The following is a 25678-nucleotide window of genomic DNA, read 5'->3' as shown; positions in this document are numbered from 1 at the left end:
CGCAAAAACAGGGCGTCGGGGCTATTCTGTTCGGGTGCGCCAGCCGTCAGGGAGAGCGTCAATGAGTCAGGAAACCCGGCCGGTACCTGCCGGCTTCAGTGCGCAGCAGTTGCGTACGTTGTTCGATCTTATCAGCGATGGTATCTGGGACTGGAATGCCAATACCGGCTACGTCTATCGCAACCCGGGCTGGTACGCCATGCTTGGCTACCCCAGCCACTCCATGGCCAACTCGGTGCTCACCTGGGAAAGCGTGATCCACCCGGAGGACTACCCACGGGTGATGGCGCATTTCGAGGCGTACATCAACCAGCGTAACGAGCACTATCTGGTCGAATACCGCTGCCGTTGCCAGGATGGCAGCTATCTGTGGATAGAAGACAGCGGTTACATCATCGCCCATAACGAGGACGGCTCGGTGGCGCGCATGCTTGGTGCCCACCGCAACATTGACGCCAACAAGCGCCTTGTGGCGCAACTGCAGCAGAGGAACCAGTCGCTGGAAAGCCAGGTGGCCGAACGCACTCGCGAGCTGTCCTGGGTGAACCAGCAGTTGCAGCGGCAGTTGGACGAAAACCGCGAGCTGGCCGAGCGTGATGCGTTGACCCGCATTGCCAATCGCTATCGGCTGGAGAAGGCGCTACAACTGGAGTGCGAGCGTGCCCAGCGTTTTCGCCAGCCGTTGTCGCTGATAGCCATGGACCTGGATGACTTCAAGCCGATCAATGACCGCTATGGCCATGCCCATGGCGATGCGGCGCTGTTGCGGGTGGTCGACGTCCTGCGTGCCTGCCTGCGGGAGCAGGACCTGCTGGCGCGCTGGGGTGGGGACGAGTTCGTCATCGTATTGCCGCAGGCCTCGCTGGGCGAGGCGCTGGAGGTGGCTGCACGCTTGCGCCAGGCGATGGCGCAGATAGAGCCGGTGGGCGATTGCCGGCTGACCATGAGCTACGGTGTGGTGCAATGGGAGGAAGGGGAGGACCAGCATACACTGCTGGCGCGTGCCGACAAGGCGCTGTACCGGGCCAAGGGGAACGGCAAGAACGCCATAGCCGAGTAGCCTGTGCCGGCCTCTTCGCGGGTAAACCCGCTCTCATCAAACAAAATGCAACCCGCTGTTTTTTAAGCACCTTAGGCTGCCACCAATTGATATCCCAGCTTTCGGGCTTTGCGAAGCAAAGCCCGAAGCTGTCGGTCTTGGCTTTTGGCTTCGAATGCTTCGAGCCCCTGTTCAACATAAGTCTGTTTTTTTGTCAGCAGTGTGTAGACCAGTCGAGCCAGTTGGTGTGCAGTGGCTTTGATGGCGCAACTGGTGTCCATGCGAGTCAATCTGGCTCGATGCGATGCCCCGATGAAACCCTTGTCGTTGCGTGCATTTGAAGCGGCCTGCTTGAGCGCCTGTGCCGCTCGGTTAATGACCTTAGGACCGCCCCCTGATAGCTGGCGGCCGCCTGAGATACGAGTCGGCGGGGCCAACCCTAGCCAGGAGCAAAAGTGCTGGGATGATGGAAATCGTGAGAGATCAGAGCCGATCTCTCCCGCCAGCACCAGGGCGGTGTCCACGCCAATTGTTGGAATAGCGGTCAAATCGACCCCTAGCACCTGCCAGAGGGCTTGGTGTAGCGCTGCCTGTTGAGCGCTCGTCCGGTGTGGGCTTCGCAGCGCTTTCCTGGGTGGTTGTGGTTCATGCTCCAGTACGGGTAGTTGTTCCAATGCCTTTCCGATGACGGCATCGCATTCAGCGATCTGTTGCTCAAGAAAGTCATAGGCTGCGAGCTCCTGCGCCAATGCATGCAGGTGCTCTCGTCGCCAATTGCCATGCAGGCTACGCGCAATGGTGTCTTTACCTGCCTTGATGCGGCCATCGGTCAGCTCAGCCAATCGAGCAGGATCTCGCTCACCCGCGATGATTGCTCGCAAAATTCTCATGCCCGTCACGCCTGAAATATCACTGATGACATTGGCCAACTGGATGTTCATTTGGCTCAGTGCCTTCTGTATCCGGTTCAAGGTTTGAGCCTGGTCTTTCACTTTGAAAGCCCGTTGCCTGACCAGTGAGCGAACGCAGCATGTTGGGTCGCTTGGGCGAAAAGCGCCTCGCAAGAGACCATGAGTCATCAGTTGCCAGATCCATTGGCAATCCAGCACGTCAGACTTGCGTCCAGTTATTTGCCGGGTAGCTCGGGCATTAACAAGATAGACCTCGAATCCCCGTTCGCTGAGGATTTCGTAAATCGGAATCCAGTAAACGCCTGTGGACTCCATGGCTACGACCTTGATGGCCAAGCTATCGAGCCAATCGGCCAGCTTGTACAAGTCGTCGGTAAAGGACGTGAATGACTGAACGGCGTTCTCGTACTGGGGATCAACCGCGACAAAGTGTTCTCGACTACCTACATCAATCGCAGCGCAGTCGGGATGAACGATGGTGAAGCGTTGCTTGGAAGGCTTGCGCGCCATGGTGAATACTCGCAGGATAAAGGGCGCGCGGGGCACACGGTGGCGAAAGGGTTCACTCTCTCATACGTGGTCACAGCTGATTCAGCTGATGCCTACAGGGACTTCACGCCGATACCGTGCGGATCACTCTCCCACGCGGGTGTGCTGACACACACCAGTGCTGGCTACGATCTCTGTCCCGCGCGCTCAAACCCTAACAAAGCGAAAGGCGGCTGGCCCTAATAGGCCAGCCGCCTTTTCTTTTTCAAAATGTCAGCGCTGCCACAGATCTGAAGTCATGCGCCTCATGTTTGCTGCGCGACAGCGCAGCCCGGAAGGGCTGGGTGATCTCCCACAGGTGCGCCACTGCTCTCACGGGCAGTGATGTCCCTGTGGGAGCGGGTTTACCCGCGAAGAGGCTGGCACTGACTCGCCCATGAAAAAAGACCCGCAACGCCTGGGGCGCTGCGGGCCAAATCGGCCTCGGCCGCTTCAGTGTCAGATATGCAGGGCGTGGCCCAGCGCGCGCAGCGCCGCTTCCTGTACCGCCTCACCCAGTGTCGGGTGGGCATGGATGGTGCCGGCCACATCCTCCAGGCACGCGCCCATTTCCAGCGACTGGGCAAACGCCGTCGACAACTCGGAAACCGCCACGCCAACCGCCTGCCAACCCAGGATCAGGTGGTTGTCACGGCGCGCCACCACCCGCACGAAACCGCTTTTCGATTCCAGACTCATGGCCCGGCCATTGGCGGCGAACGGGAACTGCGCGACGATGCAGTCCAGCCCTTGCTGGCTGGCTTGCTCCGGGGTCTTGCCGACCACCACCACTTCCGGGTCGGTGAAACACACCGCGGCGATCGCGCTGGGTTCGAAACGGCGCGCCTTGCCGGCGATGATCTCGGCGACCATCTCGCCCTGGGCCATGGCCCGGTGCGCCAGCATCGGTTCGCCGGCCACGTCGCCGATGGCCCAGACGTTGCGCATGCTGGTCTGGCAGCGCTCGTCGATGGCGACGGCGGCGCCGTTCATCTTCAGGTCCAGGCACTCAAGGTTGAAACCTTGCGTGCGTGGCCGGCGGCCCACGGCCACCAGCACCTGGTCGGCTTCCAGGCGCAGTTGGCCGCCCTGGCCATCACGGGCCAGCAGGCAGCCGCCTTCGTAACCTTCGACGCTATGGCCCAGGTGCAGGGTGATGCCCAGCTTCTTCAGCGATTCGGCCACCGGGGCGGTCAGCTCGCTGTCGTAGGTTGGCAGGATGCGCTCGCGCGCCTCCACCACGCTGACCCGGGCGCCCAGCTTGCGGTAGGCGATGCCCAGCTCGAGGCCGATGTAGCCGCCGCCCACCACTACCAGGTGCTGCGGCAGGGTTTTCGGCGCCAGGGCTTCGGTCGAGGAAATGATCGGCCCACCCAGCGGCAGCATTGGCAGTTCGACGCTGCTGGAGCCTGTGGCCAGCAACAGGTGCTCGCACTGGATACGCTGGCCATCGACCTCGACCTGCTTGCCGTCGAGCACCTTCGCCCAGCCATGGATCACCTTGACCCCGTGCTTTTTCAGCAGCGCGGCGACGCCGGTGGTCAGGCGGTCGACAATGCCGTCCTTCCAGGCCACGCTCTGGCCGATGTCCAGGCGCGGCGAGGCGACGCTGATGCCCAGCTCCGACGGCCCGGCAAAGCGCGAGGTCTGGTGGAACTGCTCGGCCACGTGGATCAGCGCCTTGGACGGGATGCAGCCGATGTTCAGGCAGGTACCGCCCAGTGCCTGGCCTTCCACCAGCACGGTGGGGATGCCCAGTTGCCCGGCACGGATGGCAGCCACGTAGCCGCCAGGGCCGCCGCCGATGATCAACAGGGTAGTCTGGATAGTCTGTTGCATGCTCACTCCACGAACAGGCAGGCGGGTTGTTCGAGCAGGCCGCGCACGGCCTGGATGAACAGCGCGGCGTCCATGCCATCGACCACGCGGTGGTCGAACGAGCTGGACAGGTTCATCATCTTGCGCACGACGATCTGGCCGTCGATCACCACAGGCCGCTCGACCATGCGGTTGACGCCGACGATCGCCACTTCCGGGGTGTTGACCACCGGCGTGCTGACGATGCCGCCCAGTGCGCCCAGGCTGGTCAGGGTGATGGTCGAACCGGACAGCTCATCGCGGCTGGCCTTGTTGTTGCGAGCAGCGTTGGCCAGGCGCGAGATCTCGCCGGCATTGCTCCACAGGCTGCCAGCTTCGGCATGGCGCAGCACCGGCACCATCAGGCCGTTGTCACCCTGGGTGGCGATGCCCACATGCACCGCGCCATGGCGGGTGATGACCTGGGCTTCGTCGTCATAGGTGGCGTTGATCTGCGGGAAGTCGCGCAGTGCCACGACCAGGGCGCGCACCAGAAACGGCAGCAGGGTCAGCTTGCCGCGGCTGTCGCCGTGCTTGCTGTTGAGCTGCTGGCGCAAGGCTTCCAGGGCGGTGACGTCGATTTCTTCCACATAACTGAAGTGCGCGACCCGGCGCTTGGCGTCCTGCATGCGCTGGGCGATCTTGCGGCGCAGGCCGATCACCGGTACCTGCTCGCTGTCGGTGCGCTTGGCATAGCCGCTCGGCGCTTGCCCGCCAGCGCTGTGCGGCTTGCTCATGAAGGCGTCGAGGTCTTCGTGCAGGATACGCCCGGCCGGGCCGCTGCCATGCACGTAACGCAGTTCGATACCGGCATCCAGGGCGCGCTTGCGCACCGCCGGCGAGGCCAGCGGCTTGTCGCCTGGCTGGCGCGGCACGATCGGGGCTGCCTCGTGGTTGACGGCGGCCTGGCACGCGGCCGGTCTTGCTTCCTTCTGCGGCTCTGGCCTGGCTGCCACAGGGGCTGCGGGGGCTTGGACCTGTTCGGGCTTTGGCGCATCCTTGGTGGGAACATCCACATGGTTGCCGCTGCCTTCCACTTCGATGCGGATCAGCTCGCTGCCGACCGCCATCACTTCACCGGGCTGCCCACCCAGGGCCAGCACCTTGCCGCTGACCGGCGAAGGGATTTCCACGGTGGCCTTGTCGGTCATGACGTCGGCCACTACCTGGTCTTCGGCGATCATGTCGCCGACCTTGACGAACCACTCGACCAACTCGACCTGCGCGATGCCTTCGCCAATGTCCGGCATCTTGATGACGTGCGTGCCCATTCAGACCTCCATGACCTTTTTCAATGCCGCACCTACCCGCGAAGGCCCTGGGAAGTAAGCCCATTCCTGTGCGTGGGGGTAGGGGGTGTCCCAGCCGGTGACGCGCTCGATCGGCGCCTCCAGGTGGTGGAAGCAGTGTTCCTGCACCAGCGATACCAGTTCGGCGCCGAAGCCGCAGGTGCGGGTGGCCTCGTGTACCACCACGCAGCGGCCGGTCTTTTTAACCGACTCGACGATGGTCTCCAGGTCCAGCGGCCAAAGGCTGCGCAGGTCGATCACCTCGGCGTCGACGCCGGTTTCTTCGGCGGCCACCTGGGCCACGTACACCGTGGTGCCGTAGGTCAGCACGGTCACGTCATTGCCGGGGCGGGTAATGGCCGCCTTGTCCAGCGGCACGCTGTAGTAGCCATCGGGTACGGCGCTTTGCGGGTGCTTCGACCATGGGGTGACAGGGCGGTCGTGGTGGCCGTCGAACGGGCCGTTGTACAGGCGCTTGGGCTCCAGGAAGATCACCGGGTCATCGCATTCGATCGAGGCGATCAGCAGGCCCTTGGCGTCATACGGGTTGGACGGCATGACAGTGCGCAGGCCGCACACCTGGGTGAACATCGCTTCCGGGCTCTGGCTGTGGGTCTGGCCGCCATAGATCCCGCCACCGCAGGGCATGCGCAGGGTCAACGGGGCGATGAACTCGCCGGCCGAGCGGTAACGCAGGCGCGCCATCTCGGAAACGATCTGGTCGGAGGCAGGGTAGAAGTAATCGGCGAACTGGATTTCCACCACCGGGCGCAGGCCATAGGCACCCATGCCCACGGCGGTGCCGACGATGCCGCTCTCGGAGATCGGCGCGTCGAACACGCGGGACTTGCCGTACTTGTTCTGCAGGCCTTCGGTGCAGCGGAACACGCCGCCGAAGTAACCGACGTCCTGGCCGTAGATCACCACATTGTCGTCGCGCTCGAGCATGACATCCATGGCCGAGCGCAGGGCCTGGATCATGGTCATGGTAGTGGTGGCCATGGCGGTTTCCGGGTTGATGCTGTTGTTGTGGTCGTTCATCTCAAACCCCCAGTTCCTGGCGTTGACGGCGCAGGTGATCGGGCATTTCCTTGTACACGTCCTCGAACATCGAGGCAGCACTCGGGATGTGACCGTTGGCCAGCGTGCCGTACTGCTCGGCTTCCTTCTGCGCGGCTATCACCGCGGCTTCCAGTTCGGCAGTGGTGGCCTGGTGTTCTTCCTCGGACCAGTGGCCGATCTTGATCAGGTGCTGCTTCAGGCGGGCGATCGGGTCGCCGAGCGGGAAGTGGCTCCAGTCATCGGCCGGGCGGTACTTGGACGGGTCGTCCGAGGTCGAGTGCGGGCCTGCACGGTAGGTGACCCACTCGATCAGGCTCGGGCCCAGGCCACGGCGGGCGCGTTCGGCGGCCCAGCGCGAGGCAGCGTACACGGCGACGAAGTCGTTGCCATCGACCCGCAGCGAGGCAATGCCGCAACCCACGCCACGGCCGGCGAAGGTGGTCGACTCGCCACCGGCGATGGCCTGGAAGGTGGAGATCGCCCACTGGTTGTTGACCACGTTGAGGATCACCGGGGCGCGGTACACGTGGGCAAAGGTGAGGGCGGTGTGGAAGTCCGACTCGGCGGTTGCGCCGTCGCCGATCCACGCCGAGGCGATCTTGGTATCGCCCTTGATCGCCGAGGCCATGGCCCAGCCGACCGCCTGCACGAACTGGGTCGCCAGGTTACCGCTGATGGTGAAGAAACCGGCCTCGCGCACCGAATACATGATCGGCAACTGTCGGCCCTTGAGCGGGTCGCGCTCGTTGGACAGCAACTGGCAGATCATCTCGACCAGCGACACGTCGCGGGCCATCAGGATGCTTTGCTGGCGGTAGGTGGGGAAGCACATGTCGGTGCGGTTCAGCGCCAAAGCCTGGCCGCTGCCGATGGCTTCTTCACCCAGGCTCTGCATGTAGAAGGACATCTTCTTCTGGCGCTGGGCGACCACCATGCGGCTGTCGAAAATCCGCGTCTTGAGCATGGCGCGCATGCCCTGGCGGAGAACCTGCGGGTCGATGTCTTCGGCCCACGGGCCTTGTGCATCGCCTTGCTCGTCGAGCACGCGGATAAGGCTGTAGGACAGGTCGGCGGTGTCGGCAGCGTCGACATCGACTGGGGGTTTACGGGCTTGACCTGCATCGTTCAGGCGCAGGTAGGAGAAATCGGTCTGGCAGCCTGGCCGGCCGGTAGGCTCGGGCACATGCAAACGCAGGGGGGCGTACTCGTTCATGCTTTTTACGCTCGCTCGGGTATTTGTTTTTGTGAGCTCTGAAGCGGCCGCCGCTGAGTACCGGCTTGTGACTGGTAGGTCAGCGTCCCCTACATCTTAGTGGTCCGGCAGGAGAATTTTTCTCTCAAGTTGGTTGCCTTTGCCGAGCAGGGCAGATAAACATTCCGCATAAACACAAAAAACCGGTGATTTTGTCTCATGCGCAAACTCGATCGTACCGATATCGGCATTCTCAACAGCCTGCAGGAAAATGCCCGCATCACCAACGCCGAACTGGCCCGCTCGGTGAACCTGTCTCCCACGCCCTGCTTCAACCGGGTTCGGGCCATGGAGGAGCTGGGGGTGATCCGCCAGCAGGTGACCTTGCTGTCACCCGAGGCGTTGGGGTTGGATGTGAACGTTTTCATCCATGTGAGCCTGGAAAAACAGGTCGAGCAGTCGCTGCATCGATTCGAGGAAGAGATTGCCGAACGGCCCGAAGTGATGGAGTGCTACCTGATGACGGGCGATCCGGACTACCTGTTGCGGGTACTGCTGCCCAGCATCCAGGCGCTGGAACGGTTTCTGGATTATCTGACGCGGTTGCCGGGGGTGGCCAATATCCGTTCCAGTTTTGCCTTGAAGCAGGTGCGTTACAAGACGGCCTTACCGCTGCCGGCCAATGGCATGACCTTGCGGGAATGAGGGCGGCTTTGACGGGGGAAGCCGGTTATCAGGCCAGCCGGATATTACTCAAATAGAAGTTGAGTATTTCTCCCGGTATTGCGCTTGCATTCAAAAACCGTGAGAGCGAAACGCTTGAGTGCAGTCCGGTGCACGTGCATGAACACGACATGACCGACACTGGACGCGCTCTTGATTCACGAATTGTCAGGCAGGGGACTGCGCCGCAGCAATTTTGCTTTTATGCTTGGCTGCAACCCATCGCCACCTGACCCGGGAGCCGCAAGGGACCTATGCGAAATATATGGAAGCCGTTTCAGTCGTTGTATTTCGCCGCGCTGATGATGTTGATCGGCTCGGGCCTGCTCAGTACCTACCTGGCCCTGCGCCTGGCAGCCGATCATGTCGACAGCCTGTGGGTGGGTGCCTTGATGGCGGCCAACTACTTTGGCCTGGCGGTAGGTGGCAAGGTCGGCCACCGGTTGATTGGCCGGGTAGGGCACATTCGCGCCTACGCCACTTGCGCAGGCATCGTCGGTGCGGCGGTGCTCGGCCATGGTTTGACCAGCTGGTTGCCGGCCTGGGTCGGGCTGCGGATGATCGTGGGCCTGGGAATGATGTGCCAGTACATGGTCATCGAGAGCTGGCTGAACGAGCAGGCCGACGTCAAGCACCGCGGCGCGGTGTTCAGCGGCTACATGATCGCCTCTTACCTGGGCCTGGTGCTCGGCCAGCTGATCCTGGTGGTGCACCCACAGCTTGGCCTGGAGCTGCTGATGCTGGTGGCCATGTGTTTCACCCTGTGCCTGGTACCGGTCGCCATGACCCGGCGCATTCACCCCGCACCATTGCGCCCGGCACCGATGGAGCCGAAGTTCTTCATCAAGCGGGTGCCGCAGTCGCTCAGCACGGTGCTGGGTTCGGGGCTTATCGTCGGCTCGTTCTATGGCCTGGCGCCCTTGTATGCCTCCAGCCAAGGCATGACTACCGAACAGGTCGGTCTGTTCATGGGTAGCTGCATTTTTGCCGGCCTGCTGGTGCAGTGGCCGCTGGGCTGGTTGTCTGACCGCTACGATCGGGCGGTGCTGATCCGCAGCGTGGCGGTGGGGTTGGCGCTGGCCTCGGCGCCGCTGGCGATGCTGCCCAGCGTTCCGCTGGAGTTGCTGTTCGGCATAGGCTTCGTGATTTCGTTGCTGCAGTTCTGCCTGTACCCGCTGGCGGTGGCGTTTTCCAACGACCATGTGGAAAGCGAGCGGCGGGTGTCCCTGACCGCGATGCTGCTGGTGACCTACGGCGTGGGGGCGAGTATCGGGCCGCTGGCGGCAGGCGTGCTGATGAAGGTGCTGGGCCCGCAGATGCTGTATGCCTTCTTCGTGTTCTTTGCCCTGGTGCTGGTGTGGCGCATTCGGCCGAAAGCGGTTACCGGGCTGCACCAGGTGCAGGATGCGCCTTTGGGCCACGTTGCGATGCCGGCTGCCGGTTCGCCACTGTCGGCGGCGCTGGACCCACGGGTGGATGAGCAGACGGTGCAGGAGGTAATGCAGGCGCCGGTGGCGGCCGAGGATACCGAGGCGGAGGAGAAGGGGGCTGACAAGGAGCCTGAGCCGGAAGGTGAGGTCAGCAAGTCGGTGTAGGCCTGTGCCGGCCTCTTCGCGGGCGCGCCCGCTCCCACATGAAGTTGCGCCGGGCTCAAGGCTTGCGCTGTACCTGTGGGAGATCTGTCGCGTAGAGAACAGAATCCGCAAGCAGTACGCGTACCCTGTGGGAGCGGCTTTAGCCGCGAAGAATCCAACGCGGTGCATGGCACCGGCTGCGCCGGTGTTCGCGGCTAAAGCCGATCCCACAGAATCCCTGCTATTCAATGAGTTATGTGCAGCTCTATGAGAGCGGGCGTGCCCGCGAAGAGGCCGGCACAGGAGAATCACAAATGAAAACGCCACCTTGATAGGTGGCGTTTTTTTTCATTCAGCCGACGATCAATAGTCGTCCTTGTCGAACCGCCGCGCTTCACGCTGCAACTGGTACACAAAGCTCTCGACCTTGCGCTGCGCCTGCCCGGTAAGGTTATGGAAGCGCACGCCGGCAAAGGTGGTGTTGATCCGCTCTTCGTAATGCAGGTGGCGCAGCTCGACCATGGTGTCGACCAGGCCCAGCGGGTTCCCCGCCTTGAAACGCTCGTACACCTGGCCCAGTTGCAGGCGATCCTCGACATTGCCTTCGAAGCGCAGTTTGCAGCCGGTGGCGGAGATGTCCAGCAGCTTGCCACGCAGGGCGCCGTTGCCCTTGAGGTGGGTGCCATCGAGGATGATATCGACCAGCTGCGACAGCTTCAGCGCGGCGCGGAAGGCATTGCGGCGCTGGTGGTAGGTCATTTCCAGGGGCATGGCGCCGCGGTAGCAGCGGTGACCGTCGACTTCGCTGATCTTCAACTCGTGGTTGCAGTCCCAGGCGATGCGCACACCATCGTGGAAGCCTTCGACGCGGAAGTGTTCGCCGTTCTCGATGAACTTCTCACCGTCGCGCGGGATCATTTCGTCCAGCGCCAGGGTATTGCTTTCACGGTCCACGTGCACCACGTAGCTCTGGAAGCGCTGGCTGCGGTCGTGGAAGGTGATGATCAGGGGGTCGTGGCTTTCCTGCAGCTGCCGCAAGTTGGCCGCAATCTCCAAAGGGGTGTTCAGCACCTTTGGCGGCTGCGGGGCATCGGATTCATTGAACACGGCTTATCGTTCTCCAGGCAAAAGCGACACACGCAATTAACGGCATTTTGCCAGTATGTTCCGTGCCTTGATAGAAAAAATCACACTTGGCTGAGCGCCCGTGGCTTGGCCAGCGGCGAGGTGCTGCCGCGGCTGTCGTAGAGCGACGGAGAATCGCCACCCATGAGGATCCGGATCTGGTTGTTGGTGACGTGCTGCTGCACCTGGATGATCCGGCCATTGGTCTCGTTGAGCTGCTGGCAGGCTTGCATCAGCTGGCTGATCACATCGAGTTGCTGCAGCAGCAGTTCACCGTTCGGCGATTGTGCCGCCACGGCCTCCACTCCGGCGCGATCAGGGCTCAGGCCAAGGCTGGAAAGCAGGTTGTTGCGCCGCAGGCCTTGCTGCTCCAGCAGCACGATCAAAGACTGCTTGCGGGCCAGGATATTCTCCAGTGGCGCCATGTCGCGGCCGTGCAGGGCGATCGCTTCCTTTTGCAGAAGGTCCAGCAGTTCCTGCATAGGGGCAATGTCATCTTCGATCAGTTGCAGCAAGGTGGTGTCGTGCATGGCTAACTCTTGGCTTTTCTAGCGTCCGTGAAGTCAGCGCGCCGAACGGTCAGCGCTGGGCTTCGAAATCGAGCAGTTTGCTGGCGACCCGGCCGGCATCGACCTGGTAGCTGCCGTCGGCGATCGCCTGTTTCAACTGGGCCACACGGGCACTGTTGACCACCGGCTCGTCGCGCAGCTTGTCGCTGATCTTCTGCAACTGCTGGGCCTCTTGGCTGAGGTGTACCGCTTCTCCGCTGGCGCTGGTGGCGGTTGCCGCTTCCTGGCTGGCTGCCGGTTTTTCGGCGCTGCCGTTCGCGGTGTTGCCGCGCACGCCGCCCGTGACGGACGGAGAGTTATTCAAACGACTGAAGTCGATGACCATGATCAGAAACCTCTGGGTATTTGGACGCTTGCCTTGTTTTCGGCCAACCCGAAAGAAACTTTAGGCACAAATGCATAGCCGCCTGTCAGCAAGCTCGCGAACCCGTTTTCTGACACAGTTTAGGAAAAGCGGTTCCTCACCGCCAGCGCAAATCAGTGGGCTGGCTACATACTTACCTCGACCTGCCCAGGGCCGGTCACCCTGGCCTTGATCACCCGTTTGGAATTGAGGTTGCGCACCCGGATCTGTTCGCTCAGGCCACCCTTGCTCAGGGCTTCGCCGGGCATGCGTACACTCAGGCTGCCACTGCGGGCGATGATCACCACGTGGTCACCCTTGCGCACCACCTCGGCCTGTTCCAGGTGTTGCGGGGTGAGTACCTGGTCGATCACCGTGGGGCGCAGCATCTTCATGCCTACCGCCTGTTCCAGTTCGGTCAGGAAGCCTTGGCCCAGGGTGCCGACATCCCGCTCGCGCAGGGCCACATCGCCTTCGCCCACCACGTTGTCGCGCTTGAGCGGCCGGGTCACCACCACCACATCGCGGAACAGCCGCACGGTGGCCGGCACGAACACGGTCCAGGGCGCTGAGCCTTCGCAGCGTACCTTCACCGTGACGCGGCCCAGCGGCTGAGCCGGGCTTTCCAGCGAGGCGTCCAGCTGCTGGCTGCACAGCGGCATACGCAGGCGCGGATCCAGCGGGTTGACCTGGATCTCGTAACGGCCGGCGGTCTGGGTGGTGGCCAGATAATCTTCGACGCTGAATTCAAGAAACCCTTGAGTGACACCGATAAGCTGTTCAGGCAAGGTAAACGCGTCTGCTACCGTGCGAACGCCGGGCACCAGAAGGCACAGCATGGCCAGCGAGCCAGTCAGCAGGCGCGTCAATCGTCGGAAAAATGTCGTTTTCGTGTACATGGCGCTCAAAAAAGCAAAGCCCGTGCCGACTCGCTACCTGAGTTGCAACGAAAGGCTGAAACATAAAGGAGTCTGGCATGGCAGGTGTTATGGATTCGGTCAACCAGCGCACGCAGCTGGTGGGGCAGAATCGCCTGGAATTGCTGCTGTTCCGCCTCAATGGCGAGCAGCTTTACGGCATCAACGTATTCAAGGTCAGGGAAGTGCTGCAATGCCCTGCGCTGACCCTGCTGCCCAAGGCGCACCCGGTGGTGCGCGGTGTTGCCAATATTCGCGGGGCGACCATCCCGATCCTCGACCTGTCGATGGCCACCGGGTTGCGGCCGCTGCAGGAAGACACGCGCAACAGTTTCGTGATCATCACCGAGTACAACACCAAGACCCAAGGCTTCCTGGTGCACTCGGTGGAGCGCATCGTCAACATGAACTGGGAAGAGATCCATCCGCCACCCAAGGGCACCGGCCGCGACCACTACCTGACCGCGGTCACCCGGGTGGACAACCGCATGGTCGAGATCATCGATGTGGAGAAGGTGCTGGCCGAAGTGGCGCCGTCGTCCGAGTCGGTGTCGGCCGGGGTGATCGATGCCGAGGTGCAGGACAAGGCCGTGCTGCTGCGGGTGCTCACCGTCGACGATTCGTCGGTGGCGCGCAAGCAGGTCAGCCGCTGCCTGCAGACGGTGGGGGTCGAGGTGGTGGCGCTCAATGACGGCCGTCAGGCCCTGAACTACCTGCGCCAGCTGGTGGATGAGGGCAAGAAGCCGGAAGAAGAGTTCCTGATGATGATCTCGGACATTGAAATGCCGGAAATGGACGGCTATACGCTAACGGCAGAGATCCGCAGCGATCCGCGCATGCAAAAATTGCACATCTGCCTGCATACTTCGCTTTCCGGGGTGTTCAACCAGGCGATGGTCAAGAAGGTCGGTGCCGATGACTTCCTGGCCAAGTTCAAGCCGGACGACCTGGCCCAGCGGGTGGTCGACCGGATCAAGGCAACGCATTGAAGCAGCCGGGGGCAGGCCCCCCGGCACCAGTGATTTAAAAGAGGCGGCAGTAGTGTCTACGGGTAATTTGGATTTCGAACAGTTCCGGGTCTTCCTGGAGAAAGCCTGTGGCATCCTGCTGGGCGAGAATAAGCAGTACCTGGTCTCCAGCCGTCTCAACAAGCTGATGGAGCAACAGGGCATCAAGAGCCTGGGCGAGCTGGTGCAGCGCATCCAGGCCCAGCCGCGCGGCGGTTTGCGCGAGCAGGTGGTCGATGCCATGACCACCAACGAGACCCTGTGGTTTCGCGATACCTACCCGTTCGAGGTGCTGAAGAACAAGGTCATCCCAGAGTTCATCCGCAACAACCCCGGCCAGCGCCTGCGCATGTGGTCGGCGGCCTGTTCGTCGGGGCAGGAACCGTATTCCATCTCGATGGCCATCGACGAGTTCGAGCGTAGCAACCTCGGCCAGTTGAAGATGGGCGCGCAGATCGTTGCCACCGACCTGTCCGGCACCATGCTGACCAACTGCAAGACCGGCGAGTACGACAGCCTGGCGATTGCCCGAGGCTTGTCCCAGGAGCGCCTGCAGCGCTACTTCGACACCAAGGGGCCGGGGCGCTGGGCGGTCAAGCCGGCGATTCGCAGCCGCGTCGAGTTCCGCTCGTTCAACCTGCTCGACAGCTATGCCAGCCTGGGCAAGTTCGATGTGGTGTTCTGCCGTAACGTGCTGATCTATTTTTCGGCGCAGGTGAAGAAGGACATTCTGTTGCGTATCCACAGTACCTTGAAGCCGGGTGGGTATCTGTTCCTCGGGGCTTCCGAGGCGCTGAACGGGTTGCCGGACCATTATCAGATGGTGCAGTGCAGCCCGGGGATCATTTACCAGGCGAAGTAACCAAGAGGGCCGGCAGCGAAAGTTGCCGGCCTTTTTGTTTGCCTGTGCCGGCCTCTTCGCGGGTAAACCCGCTCCCACAGGTACCGCGCCGACCTTGAAAGCTGTGCAGAACCCGGTGGGAGCGGGTTTACCCGCGAAGAGGCCGGCGCAGGAGAAATGCTGACGTCAATTTTTTGTTTTGCCGCTTCTGCCGCCCGGCAATTGCCGCTTTCGCGCCCGAAGGCGGAAGGCCTTTGCCGCTTTTCTGGCATCACTCTGACAGCACCTTGCCCTGCAAGCCCGTATTTCCGGGCTTTCTGTTGGTTGGCACAGCCCTTGCTAAACCTTGCCCAACGATATTCCGGTCAACCTCCGAAGGTTTCCCCGACATGAGCATCAGCTTCGACAAGGCGCTTGGTATTCACGAAAAGGCCCTGGGCTTCCGCGCCCAGCGCGCCGAAGTGCTGGCCAACAACATCGCCAACGCCGACACGCCCAACTACAAGGCGCGCGACATGGACTTCGCCTCGGTGCTCGCTGCCGAAAGCGACAAGCAGCAGAGTGGCGGCCGTTTCAGCCTCGATCGTACCAACAGCCGCCATATCGAGGCCGAGGGCTTGGCCATGGCCGACGATACCCTCAAGTACCGCACGCCAACGCAGCCGTCGATCGACCAGAACACCGTGGACGCGCAGATCGAGCAATCGAACTACACCGAAAACGCCGTCGGCTTCCAGGCCAGCTTCACCTTGCTCAACAGTAAATTCAAAGGGCTGGTTTCGGCCCTGCGGGGAGAATGATCATGTCCCTTTCCAGTGTCTTCAACATTGCCGGTAGCGGCATGAGTGCGCAGAACACGCGCCTGAACACCGTTGCTTCCAACATCGCCAACGCCGAGACCGTGTCCTCGAGCATCGACCAGACCTACCGCGCTCGCCACCCGGTGTTCGCCACCACCTTCCAGGACGCACAGGCCGGCGGCAGCCAGTCGCTGTTCGAAGACCAGGGCGAGGCAGGGCAGGGCGTGCAGGTAAAAGGCATCGTCGAGGACCAGAGCAATCTGGAGGCCCGTTACGAGCCCAACCACCCGGCGGCGAACAAAGACGGCTACGTCTACTACCCGAACGTCAACGTGGTTGAAGAGATGGCTGACATGATCTCCGCCAGCCGCGCGTTCCAGACCAACGCCGAGCTGATGAATACGGCCAAGGCCATGATGCAGAAGGTCCTGACCCTCGGTCAGTGATAAGGAAACCAGACCATGGCAATCGATACCAACGGTGTGAACCTCAACGACGTGCTCGCGGCGTCGGGTGTAGGCACCAGCACCAAGAAGACCACGGACACCGCATCCAAGACCGGCAACGACTCGCTCGGCAAGGACGCGTTCCTGCAATTGCTGGTCACCCAGATGCAGCACCAGAACCCGCTGGACCCACAGGACAACGGTGAGTTCGTTGCCCAGTTGGCGCAGTTCAGCAGCCTGGAAGGCATTACCTCGCTGAACGAATCGGTCAACTCCATCACCAGCGCAATGGCCTCGTCCCAGGCCCTGCAGGCGTCCTCGCTGGTCGGGCGTTCGGTGGTAGTGCAGAACGACAAGGCCGTGGTCGACACCGCAGAAAGCTTCAATGCGCAGTTCGTCGTGCCGCAAGCCATCGGCGAAGCGAAGATCACCATCAAGGACAAGGACGGCAATACCGTCAAGACCATCGAGGTGGGCGAGCAGAAAGCCGGTTACGCCGATTTCATCTGGGACGGTACCAACAGCAGTGGCGAGAAAGTCGACCCTGGTACTTACACCTTCACTGCTACCACCACGGTGGATGGCAAGTCGGTGCAGATGAACACGCTGTTGCCAGCCAAGGTGACCAGCGTCAGTTTCAGTGCCGCCGGCGAAATGGTGCTCAACCTCGCCGGTGTTGGCAAAGTGTCCCTCTCCGACGTGCAAACCATCGGTATCTAAGGCCCGCTAGAGCGGCAAAAGGAGCGAATTCATGTCTTTCAATATCGGCCTTAGCGGTCTGTACGCAGCAAACAAGCAACTGGATGTCACCGGCAACAACATCGCCAACGTCAACACCAATGGCTTCAAGTCGTCGCGTGCCGAGTTCGCCGATGTCTATGCAGGTTCCAACCGCCTGGGTGTTGGCAAGAACCAGGTGGGTAACGGCGTGCGCCTGGCAGCGGTTTCCCAGCAGTTCACCCAGGGTGACGTCAACACCACCGGCAACGTGCTGGATATGGGGATCCAGGGGCAGGGCTTCTTCGTGCTGTCCGATAACGGCTCGCGCGTGTACACCCGTGCGGGTGCTTTCCAGGCCAGCAAGGACAATTTCGTGGTTACCTCGGACGGCCTGCGCCTGCAGGGCTATGCCGCCGACTCGACTGGCAAGATCCAGAAGGGCGTGCTGACCGATCTGCAGATCGATACGTCGGCGCTGCAGCCAAAGGCAACATCGCTGATCGACCAGGGCATCAACCTGAATTCTTCGGCCGCCGACATCCCGCTGGAAGTGGACGATGGCACTGGCGTGATGGTGCCGAACCTGCCGTTCGATCCTTCCGATCAGACGACTTACACCAAGTCTTTCCCGACCAAGGTGTACGACAGCCAGGGTAACGAGCACACCATGGAGCAGTTCTATCGCAAGACTGGCACCAATGAGTGGACCATGTACACCCTGGTCGATGGGCGCAACCCGTTTTCCCCATCCTCCACTGTGCCGCTGACTGGCACCATCAGCTTCAACAGCGATGGCTCGGTCAAGAGCATGACTGCGGACAATACCGGCCACCCGGCGGGCTCGTCGTTCACCGTGACCAACAACACCTTCACCATGACCGGCTGGGTGCCGGCGGTGGAAGATTCTGCGGGTAACTGGATCTCCAACGGCGCGGTGGGCAATGCCGATGGCATGCGCCTGGCGATGAACAGCACTACCTCCTACAACACCGAGACCGCGCGGATGTCGCAGTCCCAGGACGGCTACGCGACCGGTATCCTGTCGAGCCTGAGCATCGACTCGACGGGTGTGCTGTTCGCCAGCTTCAGCAACCAGCAATCCCGCGCCATCGGCCAGGTGGCCCTGGCCAGCTTCGCCAACGAGCAGGGCCTGCAGCAGATTGGTGGTACCCGCTGGACCGAAACCTACACGTCCGGCATCCCGGGCATCGATGCGCCGAAGACAGGTACCCTGGGCAGCGTCGAGTCCAACGCGCTGGAAGGCTCGAACGTGAACCTGACTCAGGAATTGGTCGAGCTGATCAAGGCGCAGAGCAACTACCAGGCGAACGCCAAGACTATCTCCACTGAAAGCACCATCATGCAGACCGTCATCCAGATGGCTTGATGCTTGCTGGCTGAGTGCATGTGGGCGAACCCCTTTGTCATGAAGGGGTTCGTCGTCTTTGCCGGAGGGGTCATGAAAAGGCTGGTTGTCACGTTGGTCGCTGCGTTCTGCCTGTACCAGGCCCAGGCCGGTACCGCGCCCTGGTGGCGCTGGGAAAGCCAGGTGGATGGGCGCCTGGTCTGCTCGCAATGGCCGCCGGGGGATGGCTGGAAGAAATTCGCCGGGCCCTACAGCAATGGCGCTTGTCGCGAGCCTTGATGAAGCCGGTACCGGCCCTTTGTTCATGACCGATTGATTTGGCAAGGCCGCTCAGTGGGACCGTTGCTCCCGAGGTTGGCGCTGTACCTGTAGGAGCGGCCTTGTGTCGCGAAAGGGCTGCAAAGCAGCCCCAGCAATCTATGCGGCGAAGCTGAAATCCTGGGGGCGCTTCGCACCCCTTTCGCGACACAAGGCCGCTCCTACAGATACAGCGCCAAGACAGTTGCTCCCGCAGAGGCCGGTACAAGTTTGCCGCCATCGGCAACCCGGCGCCGGATAACCGGCGTTCGCGACTTGAGCAAGGCCTCCAAAAGCCCGTATCCACGGGCTTTTTCATGATTTCGCAAAGTTGGTTCGGAACTTGCTTTCTAGCTCGCATAGCAACGGCGAGCGGCAAACGACCGCCAGTGCAATGGAGGATGACTGTGGACAAGATGCTTTACGTGGCCATGACCGGCGCGAGCCAGAATGCGCTGGCTCAGAAGGCGCACGCCAACAACCTGGCGAACATTTCCACCAACGGTTTCCAGCGAGATCTGGAGCAGGCCCGCTCGATGCCGGTGTTCGGTGACAGCTTTCCGTCGCGCGCCTTTGCCATGACCGAGCGCCCGGCCACCGACTTCAGCGAAGGTCCGATGGTTGAAACCGGCCGCGATCTGGATGTGACGGTGACCGGCAAGGGTTTCATTGCCGTGCAGGCACCCGATGGCAGTGAAGCCTACGTACGCACCGGTAGCCTGAACATCGATGCCCTCGGTGTGCTGCGTGCCGGCAACGGCATGCCGGTAATCGGCAACGGCGGCCCGATTGCGATTCCGCCAGAGCAGAAGGTCGAAGTCGGCGCCGACGGCACCATCAGCATCCGCTCCATGGGGGAAGACCCGCGCGTGATGGCCGAAGTCGACCGCATCAAGCTGGTCAACCCCGATACCAAAGGCCTGACCAAGGGCCTGGATGGCCTGATCCATACCCGCGACGGCCAGCCGGCAGACGCCGACGTCAACGTGCGGGTGGTGTCGGGCTTCCTGGAAGGCAGCAATGTCAACGCCGTGGAAGAAATGACCTCGGTGCTGGCGCTGTCCCGTCAATTCGAACTGCACGTGAAGATGATGAACGCGGCCAAGGAAGGCGACGAAGCCATGGCGCGTGTTTTGCAAATCGGCTAATCACTTTTGAACGAGTGCCGTAAAACAGGCGCACGAGGAGAACTTACATGCTTCCGGCTCTTTGGGTCGCTAAAACCGGCCTGTCCGCCCAGGACACCAACCTGACGGTCATCTCCAACAACCTGGCCAACGTCTCGACCACCGGCTTCAAGCGTGATCGCGCCGAGTTCCAGGACTTGCTGTACCAGATCAAACGCCAGCCGGGCGCGCAGTCCACCCAGGACAGCGAGCTGCCTTCCGGCCTGCAGGTCGGTACTGGTGTGCGCATTGTCGGCACCCAGAAGAACTTCCAGACCGGCAGCCTGCAAACCACGGAAAACCCGCTGGACATGGCGGTCAACGGCCGCGGTTTCTTCCAGGTATTGCAGCCGGACGGCACCGTTTCGTATACCCGTGACGGTACCTTCCACCTGAACTCCGACGGCCAGATCGTCACCGCCAACGGTTTCGCCCTGGAACCTGCCATCGTCGTGCCGAACGACGCGCAGACCTTCACCGTCGGCCAGGACGGCACCGTGTCGATCACCACCGCCGGCAACCCGGCTGCGCAGGTGATCGGCAACATCCAGACCGCCGACTTCATCAACCCGGCCGGCCTGCAGGCGATTGGCGACAACCTGTTCCTCGAAACCGCCGCCAGTGGCGCGCCGCAAGTCGGCACCCCGGGCCTGAACGGTTTTGGCACCACCCTGCAGCAGACCCTGGAAAACTCCAACGTCAGCACCGTGGAAGAGCTGGTGAACATGATCACCACCCAGCGTGCCTACGAGATGAACTCCAAGGTCATTTCCACTGCTGACCAGATGCTGTCGTTCGTTACTCAACAGCTCTGAAGCAGGCAGCTCTAACCCCGTCACTCCGTTGCACCCGTGAGGTAAGCGTCATGAATCGTCTGTTGTCCGTTTTTGCCCTGGGGGGGGCGGTGTTGCTGGCAGGTTGCGTCGCGCCGACGCCCAAGCCCAACGACCCGTACTACGCGCCGGTACTGCCGCGCACCCCGCTGCCGGCAGCGGCCAACAACGGTTCGATCTACCAGGCCGGCTTCGAGCAGAACCTGTACAGCGACCGCAAGGCGTTCCGGGTGGGTGACATCATCACCATCACCCTCAACGAGCGCACATCGGCCAGCAAGAACGCCGGTTCGCAGATCCAGAAAAACAGCAACGCCAACATCGGCCTGACATCGTTGTTCGGCACTACGCCGAACACCAACAACCCGTTCGGCAGTGGTGACCTGTCGCTGGAGGCCGGCTACAGCGGCGAGCGCGCCACCAAGGGCGACAGCAAGGCCACTCAGGGCAACACCCTGACCGGTTCCATCACCGTGACCGTAGCCGAAGTGCTGCCCAACGGCATCATCGCCGTGCGTGGCGAGAAGTGGCTGACCCTGAACACCGGCGAAGAGCTGGTGCGCATTGCCGGCATGATCCGCGCCGACGACATCGCCACCGACAACACCGTGCCGTCCACTCGCGTGGCCGACGCGCGCATCACCTATTCCGGTACCGGCTCGTTCGCCGATGCCAGCCAGCCCGGATGGCTGGACCGCTTCTTCATCAGCCCGCTTTGGCCTTTCTGAGTACGGATGACCATGTTCAACGTGAGGCAGCTGATTGCCGCAACCCTGCTCCTGTCCTGTGCCTTCGGCGCCCAGGCCGAGCGCCTGAAGGACATCGCCAGCATTTCTGGCGTGCGCTCCAACCAGCTGATCGGTTACGGCCTGGTGGTGGGGCTCAATGGCACGGGTGACCAGACCACCCAGACGCCGTTCACCCTGCAGACCTTCAACAACATGCTGTCGCAGTTCGGCATCAAGGTGCCGGCCGGCTCCGGCAACGTGCAGCTGAAAAACGTTGCGGCAGTGTCGGTGCATGCCGACCTGCCGGCGTTCGCCAAGCCAGGCCAGGTGGTGGACATTACCGTGTCCTCGATCGGCAACTCCAAGAGCCTGCGCGGCGGCAGCCTGCTGATGACCCCGCTCAAGGGTATCGATGGCAACGTCTATGCCGTGGCCCAGGGCAACCTGGTGGTGGGCGGCTTCGATGCCGAGGGCCGTGACGGTTCGAAGATCACCGTCAACGTTCCGTCGGCCGGTCGTATCCCTGGCGGTGCTACCGTCGAGCGTGCAGTGCCGAGCGGCTTCAACCAGGGCAACAGCCTGACCCTGAACCTCAACCGCCCCGACTTCACCACTGCCAAGCGCATCGTCGACAAGGTCAACGACCTGCTCGGTCCGGGCGTGGCCCAGGCCGTGGACGGCGGTTCGGTACGGGTCACTGCGCCGATGGACCCGAGCCAGCGCGTGGACTACCTGTCGATCCTCGAGAACCTCGAGATCGACCCGGGCCAGGCGGTCGCCAAGGTCATCATCAACTCGCGCACCGGCACCATCGTCATCGGCCAGAACGTCAAGGTGTCGCCGGCCGCGGTGACCCACGGTAGCCTGACCGTGACCATTACCGAAGACCCGATCGTCAGCCAGCCGGGGCCGTTCTCCAATGGGCAGACCGCCGTGGTGCCGCGCTCGCGGGTCAACGCCGAGCAGGAAGCCAAGCCGATGTTCAAGTTCGGCCCGGGCACCACGCTGGATGAAATCGTCCGTGCGGTGAACCAGGTGGGCGCAGCGCCCAGCGACCTGATGGCCATCCTCGAAGCCCTGAAACAGGCCGGCGCCTTGCAGGCCGACCTGATCGTGATCTGAGGACGGCGCGGATGAACAGCAAAAGCCTGGTTTCCGGCAGCGCCGACAGCGGCGCCTACACCGACCTCAACCGCCTGAGCTCGCTCAAGCATGGCGATCGCGACAGCGACGCCAACGTGCGCAAGGTGGCCCAGGAGTTCGAGTCGCTGTTCATCAGCGAAATGCTCAAGGCCTCGCGCAAGGCCAGCGACGTGCTGGCCGACGACAACCCGATGAACACCGAAACGGTGAAGCAGTACCGCGACATGTACGACCAGCAGCTGGCCGTGAGCATGTCCCGCGAAGGCGGCGGTATCGGGCTGCAGGACGTACTGGTGCGCCAGCTGTCGAAGAACAAGGGCACGCCGGCCAACACCAGCCCGTTTCCGCGCATCGAGGGCAATGCCCCGACGCTGTGGGGCAACAAGGTGGCCGAGCCCGTGCATGCCGCCCAGTCGACCGCCACCCGCAACGACGTCGCCGCGCTCAATTCGCGACGCCTGGCGCTGCCGAGCAAGCTCACCGACCGCCTGATGGCCGGCATCGTGCCGTCGGCGGCCAGCACCAATACCGCAGCCGTGCCGGCCCGTGACGGCCAGCAGGTGGCCAAGGCCTTTGCCGTGCCGGACAACGGCCTACGCATCCTCGGACGCGCCGTGGCTCAGCCGCCGCTGGCACCGAAAAAGGCCTTTGCCGACAGTGACGAGTTCGTCGCCACCATGCTGCCGATGGCCGAGCAGGCGGCCAAGCGCATCGGTATCGACCCACGCTACCTGGTGGCACAGGCCGCCCTGGAAACCGGCTGGGGCAAGTCGGTCATGCGCAACACCGATGGCAGCAGCAGCCACAACCTGTTCGGCATCAAGGCAACCGGCAACTGGGAAGGTGGCGAGGCGCGGGCGATCACCAGCGAGTTCCGCGATGGCCAGTTCGTCAAGGAGACGGCGGCGTTCCGCTCCTACGATTCCTACCAGGACAGCTTCCACGACCTGGTCAGCCTGCTGCAGAACAATTCGCGCTATCAAGATGCAGTGAAGGCCGCCGATAAACCAGAACAGTTCGTGCAAGAGTTGCAAAAGGCCGGGTACGCCACCGACCCGAATTACGCCAGCAAGATCTCGCAGATCGCAAGACAGATGAAGTCGTACGAGCACTACGCGATGCTCGGTACCGCAACGAAACTTTAAGGGCATGGAACCATGGCGAGTCTGATCAACATTGGTATGTCGGGGCTTGGCGCCGCGCAATCGGGGATGTACACCCTCGGTAACAACATCGCCAACGCCGATGTCGAAAGCTACTCGCGCCAGCAGAACGTGCAGAAGACCAAGGGCGGGCAACAAGTCGGCCAGGTGTTCATCGGCAGCGGTACTACCCTGGCGGATGTGCGCCGGGTCTATAACGCGTTCCTCGAGAACCAGCTGCGCAGCACCACCTCGCTGAGCAGCGATGCCACCTCGTACCTGAACCAGATCACGCCGCTGGATACCGCCCTGTCGAGTAGCGACACCGGTATCACTGCTGCACTGAAAAGCTTCTTCAGCGCCATGCAGGATGCTGCGGCCAAGCCGAGCGAGGACGCCTCGCGCCAACTGCTGCTGACCAGCGCGCAGTCCCTGGCCAAGCGCTTCAATACCCTGTCGGCGCAGCTCAACCAGCAGAACAGCGACATCAATGCCAACATGGCGTCGATCGCTGACAAGGTCAACGCCCTGACCCAGTCCATTGCCGACCTCAATGGCCAGATCTCCAAGATGACGGCCGTCAATGGCCAGCCCAACGACCTGCTCGACCAGCGCGACGGTGCGGTGCGCGAGTTGTCGGCGCTGATCGGTGCCGACGTTGTAGAGCAGAAGAACGGCAACTACGACATCTACCTGAAGAACGGCCAGGCCCTGGTGCTGGGCAACACCACCCAGACCATCGGCGTGCAGCCGAGCGCCACCGACCCGACCCGCATGAGCCTGATCCTCAATCGCGGCTCGACCAAGATGGACATCACCAGCACCACTACCGGTGGTGAACTTGGCGGCCTGATCCGCTACCGCAAGGATACCCTCGACCCGGCGCTCAACGAGCTCGGTCGCGTGGCCCTGGTAGTAGCCGATGCGATTAACAGTCAGCTGGCCCAGGGCATCGACAAGAACGGTGACTTCGGTGCCACCCTGTTCGGCGATATCAACAGCGCCGCTGCCATCAGCCAGCGCAGTGTCGCCAAGACCGGCAACAGCGCCGGTTCCGGCAACCTCGATGTGACCATCAAGGACACCGGCAAGCTCAGCACCAGCGATTACCAGGTGACCTTCACCAGCGCCACTGGCTACAGCGTCCGCAAGTTGCCGGAAGGCACCGACATGGGCAGTTTCGACCTAACCGACACGCCGCCTCCGGTGATCGACGGGTTCACCCTGTCGCTCAATGGTGGTGGCCTGAGTGCTGGCGACAGCTTCAAGATCACCCCGACCCGCAATGCCGCCGCAGGCATCGACACTGTCCTGACCGACCCGAAGCGCCTGGCCTTGGCTTCGCCGCTGACCGCCACCAGTGGATCGGGCAACAAAGGTACCGGCGTCATCACCCAGCCGACGCTGACCTCGGAGATGGACATCTACGATGCCGCCCAGCGTTCGCAATTGCAGGCTGGCCTGAAGTATTCGACCCCGGTCAAGCTGGTGTTCGGCGATGACACCAGTTCGCCCCAGGCCTACAAGATGTACGACGCCAAGGGCACCGAAATCGGCAGTGGCACCATCGTGCCGGGGCAGGAGAACAAGTTGCAGCTGTCGGTGCCGATGGTCGATGGCAGCGGCAATTCGCTGGGTGGCAATTTCACCTTCGAGATGAGCGTTTCCGGCGCGCCGAAGAACGGCGACAGCTATACCGTGGCGCTGAGCGGCGCAGGTTCGGCAGACAACCGCAACGCCTTGTCGGTGATCGACCTGCAGACCAAGTCCACGGTCGAGGTTGGCGCCAACGGCAAGGGCATCAGCTTCACCGATGCCTACGCCAAGCTGGTGTCCAATGTTGGCGGCAAGGCCGGCCAGGCGCAGATGGACAGCGATGCCACCACTGCCCTGCATGCCTCGGCAGTGGAAAGCCGTAACGGCCTTTCGGGTGTGTCGATCGATGAAGAGACCGGCAACCTGGTCAAGTTCCAGCAGTACTACACCGCGTCGTCGCAGATCATCAAGGCGGCCCAGGAAACCTTCGCCACCCTGATCAACAGTCTTTAAGGAGCCGTAGA

25 protein-coding genes are annotated in these 25678 nt (G+C 62.3%); 16 read left to right on the top strand and 9 right to left on the bottom strand.

Annotated features, from left to right (window positions below):
* Nucleotides 1-61: 61 nt before the first annotated feature.
* Complete coding sequence (locus M1D87_RS19155) at nucleotides 62-1060, top strand: sensor domain-containing diguanylate cyclase (protein WP_123083747.1); 999 nt, start codon at nucleotides 62-64, stop codon at nucleotides 1058-1060.
* 71 nt (nucleotides 1061-1131) lie between these two features.
* On the opposite strand, the gene M1D87_RS19150 is transcribed toward M1D87_RS19155, so the two are convergent.
* The 5 genes from M1D87_RS19150 to M1D87_RS19130 all read right to left on the bottom strand — a co-directional run bounded on the left by M1D87_RS19150 (nucleotide 1132) and on the right by M1D87_RS19130 (nucleotide 7899).
* Nucleotides 1132-2460 (bottom strand): IS110 family RNA-guided transposase, encoded by a 1329-nt coding sequence (locus M1D87_RS19150; RefSeq protein ID WP_061305574.1) that lies wholly within the window; start codon nucleotides 2458-2460, stop codon nucleotides 1132-1134.
* Nucleotides 2461-2937: 477 nt separating this feature from the next.
* Entirely contained in the window at nucleotides 2938-4317 is a 1380-nt protein-coding gene (lpdA, locus tag M1D87_RS19145) for a dihydrolipoyl dehydrogenase (protein ID WP_038410063.1), read from the bottom strand.
* A gap of 2 nt (nucleotides 4318-4319) precedes the next feature.
* Nucleotides 4320-5606 carry a dihydrolipoamide acetyltransferase family protein gene (locus M1D87_RS19140; RefSeq protein WP_123083746.1) on the bottom strand — a complete coding sequence of 429 codons (1287 nt, stop codon included), beginning with the start codon at nucleotides 5604-5606 and terminating at the stop codon, nucleotides 4320-4322.
* The gene (locus M1D87_RS19135; protein ID WP_015271253.1) at nucleotides 5607-6665 is read right to left on the bottom strand and encodes an alpha-ketoacid dehydrogenase subunit beta; all 1059 of its coding nucleotides are present in this window, start codon (nucleotides 6663-6665) and stop codon (nucleotides 5607-5609) included.
* Between the two features lies 1 nt (nucleotide 6666).
* Nucleotides 6667-7899, bottom strand: a complete 1233-nt coding sequence (locus tag M1D87_RS19130) for a 3-methyl-2-oxobutanoate dehydrogenase (2-methylpropanoyl-transferring) subunit alpha (protein WP_013973636.1) — start codon at nucleotides 7897-7899, stop codon at nucleotides 6667-6669.
* Nucleotides 7900-8097: 198 nt separating this feature from the next.
* Between M1D87_RS19130 and bkdR the strand changes: the two genes are divergently transcribed.
* Nucleotides 8098-8583, top strand: a complete 486-nt coding sequence (gene bkdR, locus M1D87_RS19125; protein ID WP_012273540.1) for a Bkd operon transcriptional regulator BkdR — start codon at nucleotides 8098-8100, stop codon at nucleotides 8581-8583.
* Between the two features lie 272 nt (nucleotides 8584-8855).
* Nucleotides 8856-10196: an MFS transporter gene (locus M1D87_RS19120; RefSeq protein WP_123083744.1), complete on the top strand. Its 1341-nt coding sequence runs from the start codon at nucleotides 8856-8858 to the stop codon at nucleotides 10194-10196.
* A gap of 342 nt (nucleotides 10197-10538) precedes the next feature.
* On the opposite strand, the gene M1D87_RS19115 is transcribed toward M1D87_RS19120, so the two are convergent.
* The 4 genes from M1D87_RS19115 to flgA form a co-directional block, all read right to left on the bottom strand.
* Nucleotides 10539-11282 carry a flagellar brake protein gene (locus tag M1D87_RS19115; RefSeq protein WP_003257255.1) on the bottom strand — a complete coding sequence of 248 codons (744 nt, stop codon included), beginning with the start codon at nucleotides 11280-11282 and terminating at the stop codon, nucleotides 10539-10541.
* A gap of 80 nt (nucleotides 11283-11362) precedes the next feature.
* Nucleotides 11363-11830, bottom strand: coding sequence for a flagella synthesis protein FlgN (locus M1D87_RS19110; protein WP_003257256.1), 468 nt, complete (start codon nucleotides 11828-11830; stop codon nucleotides 11363-11365).
* Between the two features lie 49 nt (nucleotides 11831-11879).
* On the bottom strand, nucleotides 11880-12194 hold the full coding sequence (gene flgM / locus M1D87_RS19105; RefSeq protein WP_025340104.1) for a flagellar biosynthesis anti-sigma factor FlgM: 315 nt from the start codon (nucleotides 12192-12194) through the stop codon (nucleotides 11880-11882).
* A 164-nt stretch (nucleotides 12195-12358) separates the two neighbouring features.
* Nucleotides 12359-13111, bottom strand: a complete 753-nt coding sequence (flgA, locus tag M1D87_RS19100; protein ID WP_015271246.1) for a flagellar basal body P-ring formation chaperone FlgA — start codon at nucleotides 13109-13111, stop codon at nucleotides 12359-12361.
* A 77-nt stretch (nucleotides 13112-13188) separates the two neighbouring features.
* Here flgA and M1D87_RS19095 point away from each other — a divergent pair, with 77 nt between their 5' ends.
* The 13 genes from M1D87_RS19095 to flgK all read left to right on the top strand — a co-directional run bounded on the left by M1D87_RS19095 (nucleotide 13189) and on the right by flgK (nucleotide 25667).
* Entirely contained in the window at nucleotides 13189-14118 is a 930-nt protein-coding gene (locus M1D87_RS19095) for a chemotaxis protein CheV (protein WP_039612677.1), read from the top strand.
* Between the two features lie 52 nt (nucleotides 14119-14170).
* A complete protein-coding gene (gene cheR, locus M1D87_RS19090; protein ID WP_015271244.1) occupies nucleotides 14171-14998 on the top strand; it encodes a protein-glutamate O-methyltransferase CheR in 828 nt (275 codons plus the stop codon).
* 368 nt (nucleotides 14999-15366) lie between these two features.
* Nucleotides 15367-15777 carry a flagellar basal body rod protein FlgB gene (gene flgB / locus M1D87_RS19085; protein WP_015271243.1) on the top strand — a complete coding sequence of 137 codons (411 nt, stop codon included), beginning with the start codon at nucleotides 15367-15369 and terminating at the stop codon, nucleotides 15775-15777.
* A gap of 2 nt (nucleotides 15778-15779) precedes the next feature.
* Nucleotides 15780-16223, top strand: a complete 444-nt coding sequence (gene flgC, locus M1D87_RS19080; protein ID WP_003257260.1) for a flagellar basal body rod protein FlgC — start codon at nucleotides 15780-15782, stop codon at nucleotides 16221-16223.
* A gap of 15 nt (nucleotides 16224-16238) precedes the next feature.
* Nucleotides 16239-16943 (top strand): flagellar hook assembly protein FlgD, encoded by a 705-nt coding sequence (flgD, locus tag M1D87_RS19075; RefSeq protein WP_123083743.1) that lies wholly within the window; start codon nucleotides 16239-16241, stop codon nucleotides 16941-16943.
* Nucleotides 16944-16974: 31 nt separating this feature from the next.
* Nucleotides 16975-18330 carry a flagellar hook protein FlgE gene (flgE, locus tag M1D87_RS19070; protein WP_015271242.1) on the top strand — a complete coding sequence of 452 codons (1356 nt, stop codon included), beginning with the start codon at nucleotides 16975-16977 and terminating at the stop codon, nucleotides 18328-18330.
* A gap of 72 nt (nucleotides 18331-18402) precedes the next feature.
* Nucleotides 18403-18588 (top strand): hypothetical protein, encoded by a 186-nt coding sequence (locus M1D87_RS19065; protein WP_015271241.1) that lies wholly within the window; start codon nucleotides 18403-18405, stop codon nucleotides 18586-18588.
* A 425-nt stretch (nucleotides 18589-19013) separates the two neighbouring features.
* On the top strand, nucleotides 19014-19754 hold the full coding sequence (locus tag M1D87_RS19060) for a flagellar basal body rod protein FlgF (RefSeq protein WP_015271240.1): 741 nt from the start codon (nucleotides 19014-19016) through the stop codon (nucleotides 19752-19754).
* A gap of 47 nt (nucleotides 19755-19801) precedes the next feature.
* Nucleotides 19802-20587: a flagellar basal-body rod protein FlgG gene (flgG, locus tag M1D87_RS19055; RefSeq protein WP_015271239.1), complete on the top strand. Its 786-nt coding sequence runs from the start codon at nucleotides 19802-19804 to the stop codon at nucleotides 20585-20587.
* A gap of 50 nt (nucleotides 20588-20637) precedes the next feature.
* Nucleotides 20638-21333: a flagellar basal body L-ring protein FlgH gene (gene flgH / locus M1D87_RS19050; RefSeq protein WP_015271238.1), complete on the top strand. Its 696-nt coding sequence runs from the start codon at nucleotides 20638-20640 to the stop codon at nucleotides 21331-21333.
* Between the two features lie 12 nt (nucleotides 21334-21345).
* Nucleotides 21346-22455, top strand: a complete 1110-nt coding sequence (locus M1D87_RS19045) for a flagellar basal body P-ring protein FlgI (RefSeq protein ID WP_015271237.1) — start codon at nucleotides 21346-21348, stop codon at nucleotides 22453-22455.
* Between the two features lie 11 nt (nucleotides 22456-22466).
* Nucleotides 22467-23621 carry a flagellar assembly peptidoglycan hydrolase FlgJ gene (flgJ, locus tag M1D87_RS19040; protein WP_039612680.1) on the top strand — a complete coding sequence of 385 codons (1155 nt, stop codon included), beginning with the start codon at nucleotides 22467-22469 and terminating at the stop codon, nucleotides 23619-23621.
* A gap of 12 nt (nucleotides 23622-23633) precedes the next feature.
* Nucleotides 23634-25667, top strand: coding sequence for a flagellar hook-associated protein FlgK (gene flgK, locus M1D87_RS19035; RefSeq protein WP_123083742.1), 2034 nt, complete (start codon nucleotides 23634-23636; stop codon nucleotides 25665-25667).
* Nucleotides 25668-25678: the final 11 nt, after the last annotated feature.

The organism is Pseudomonas sp. SA233, assembly GCF_054792385.1.
This window is presented reverse-complemented; position numbering and strand designations above follow the sequence as displayed.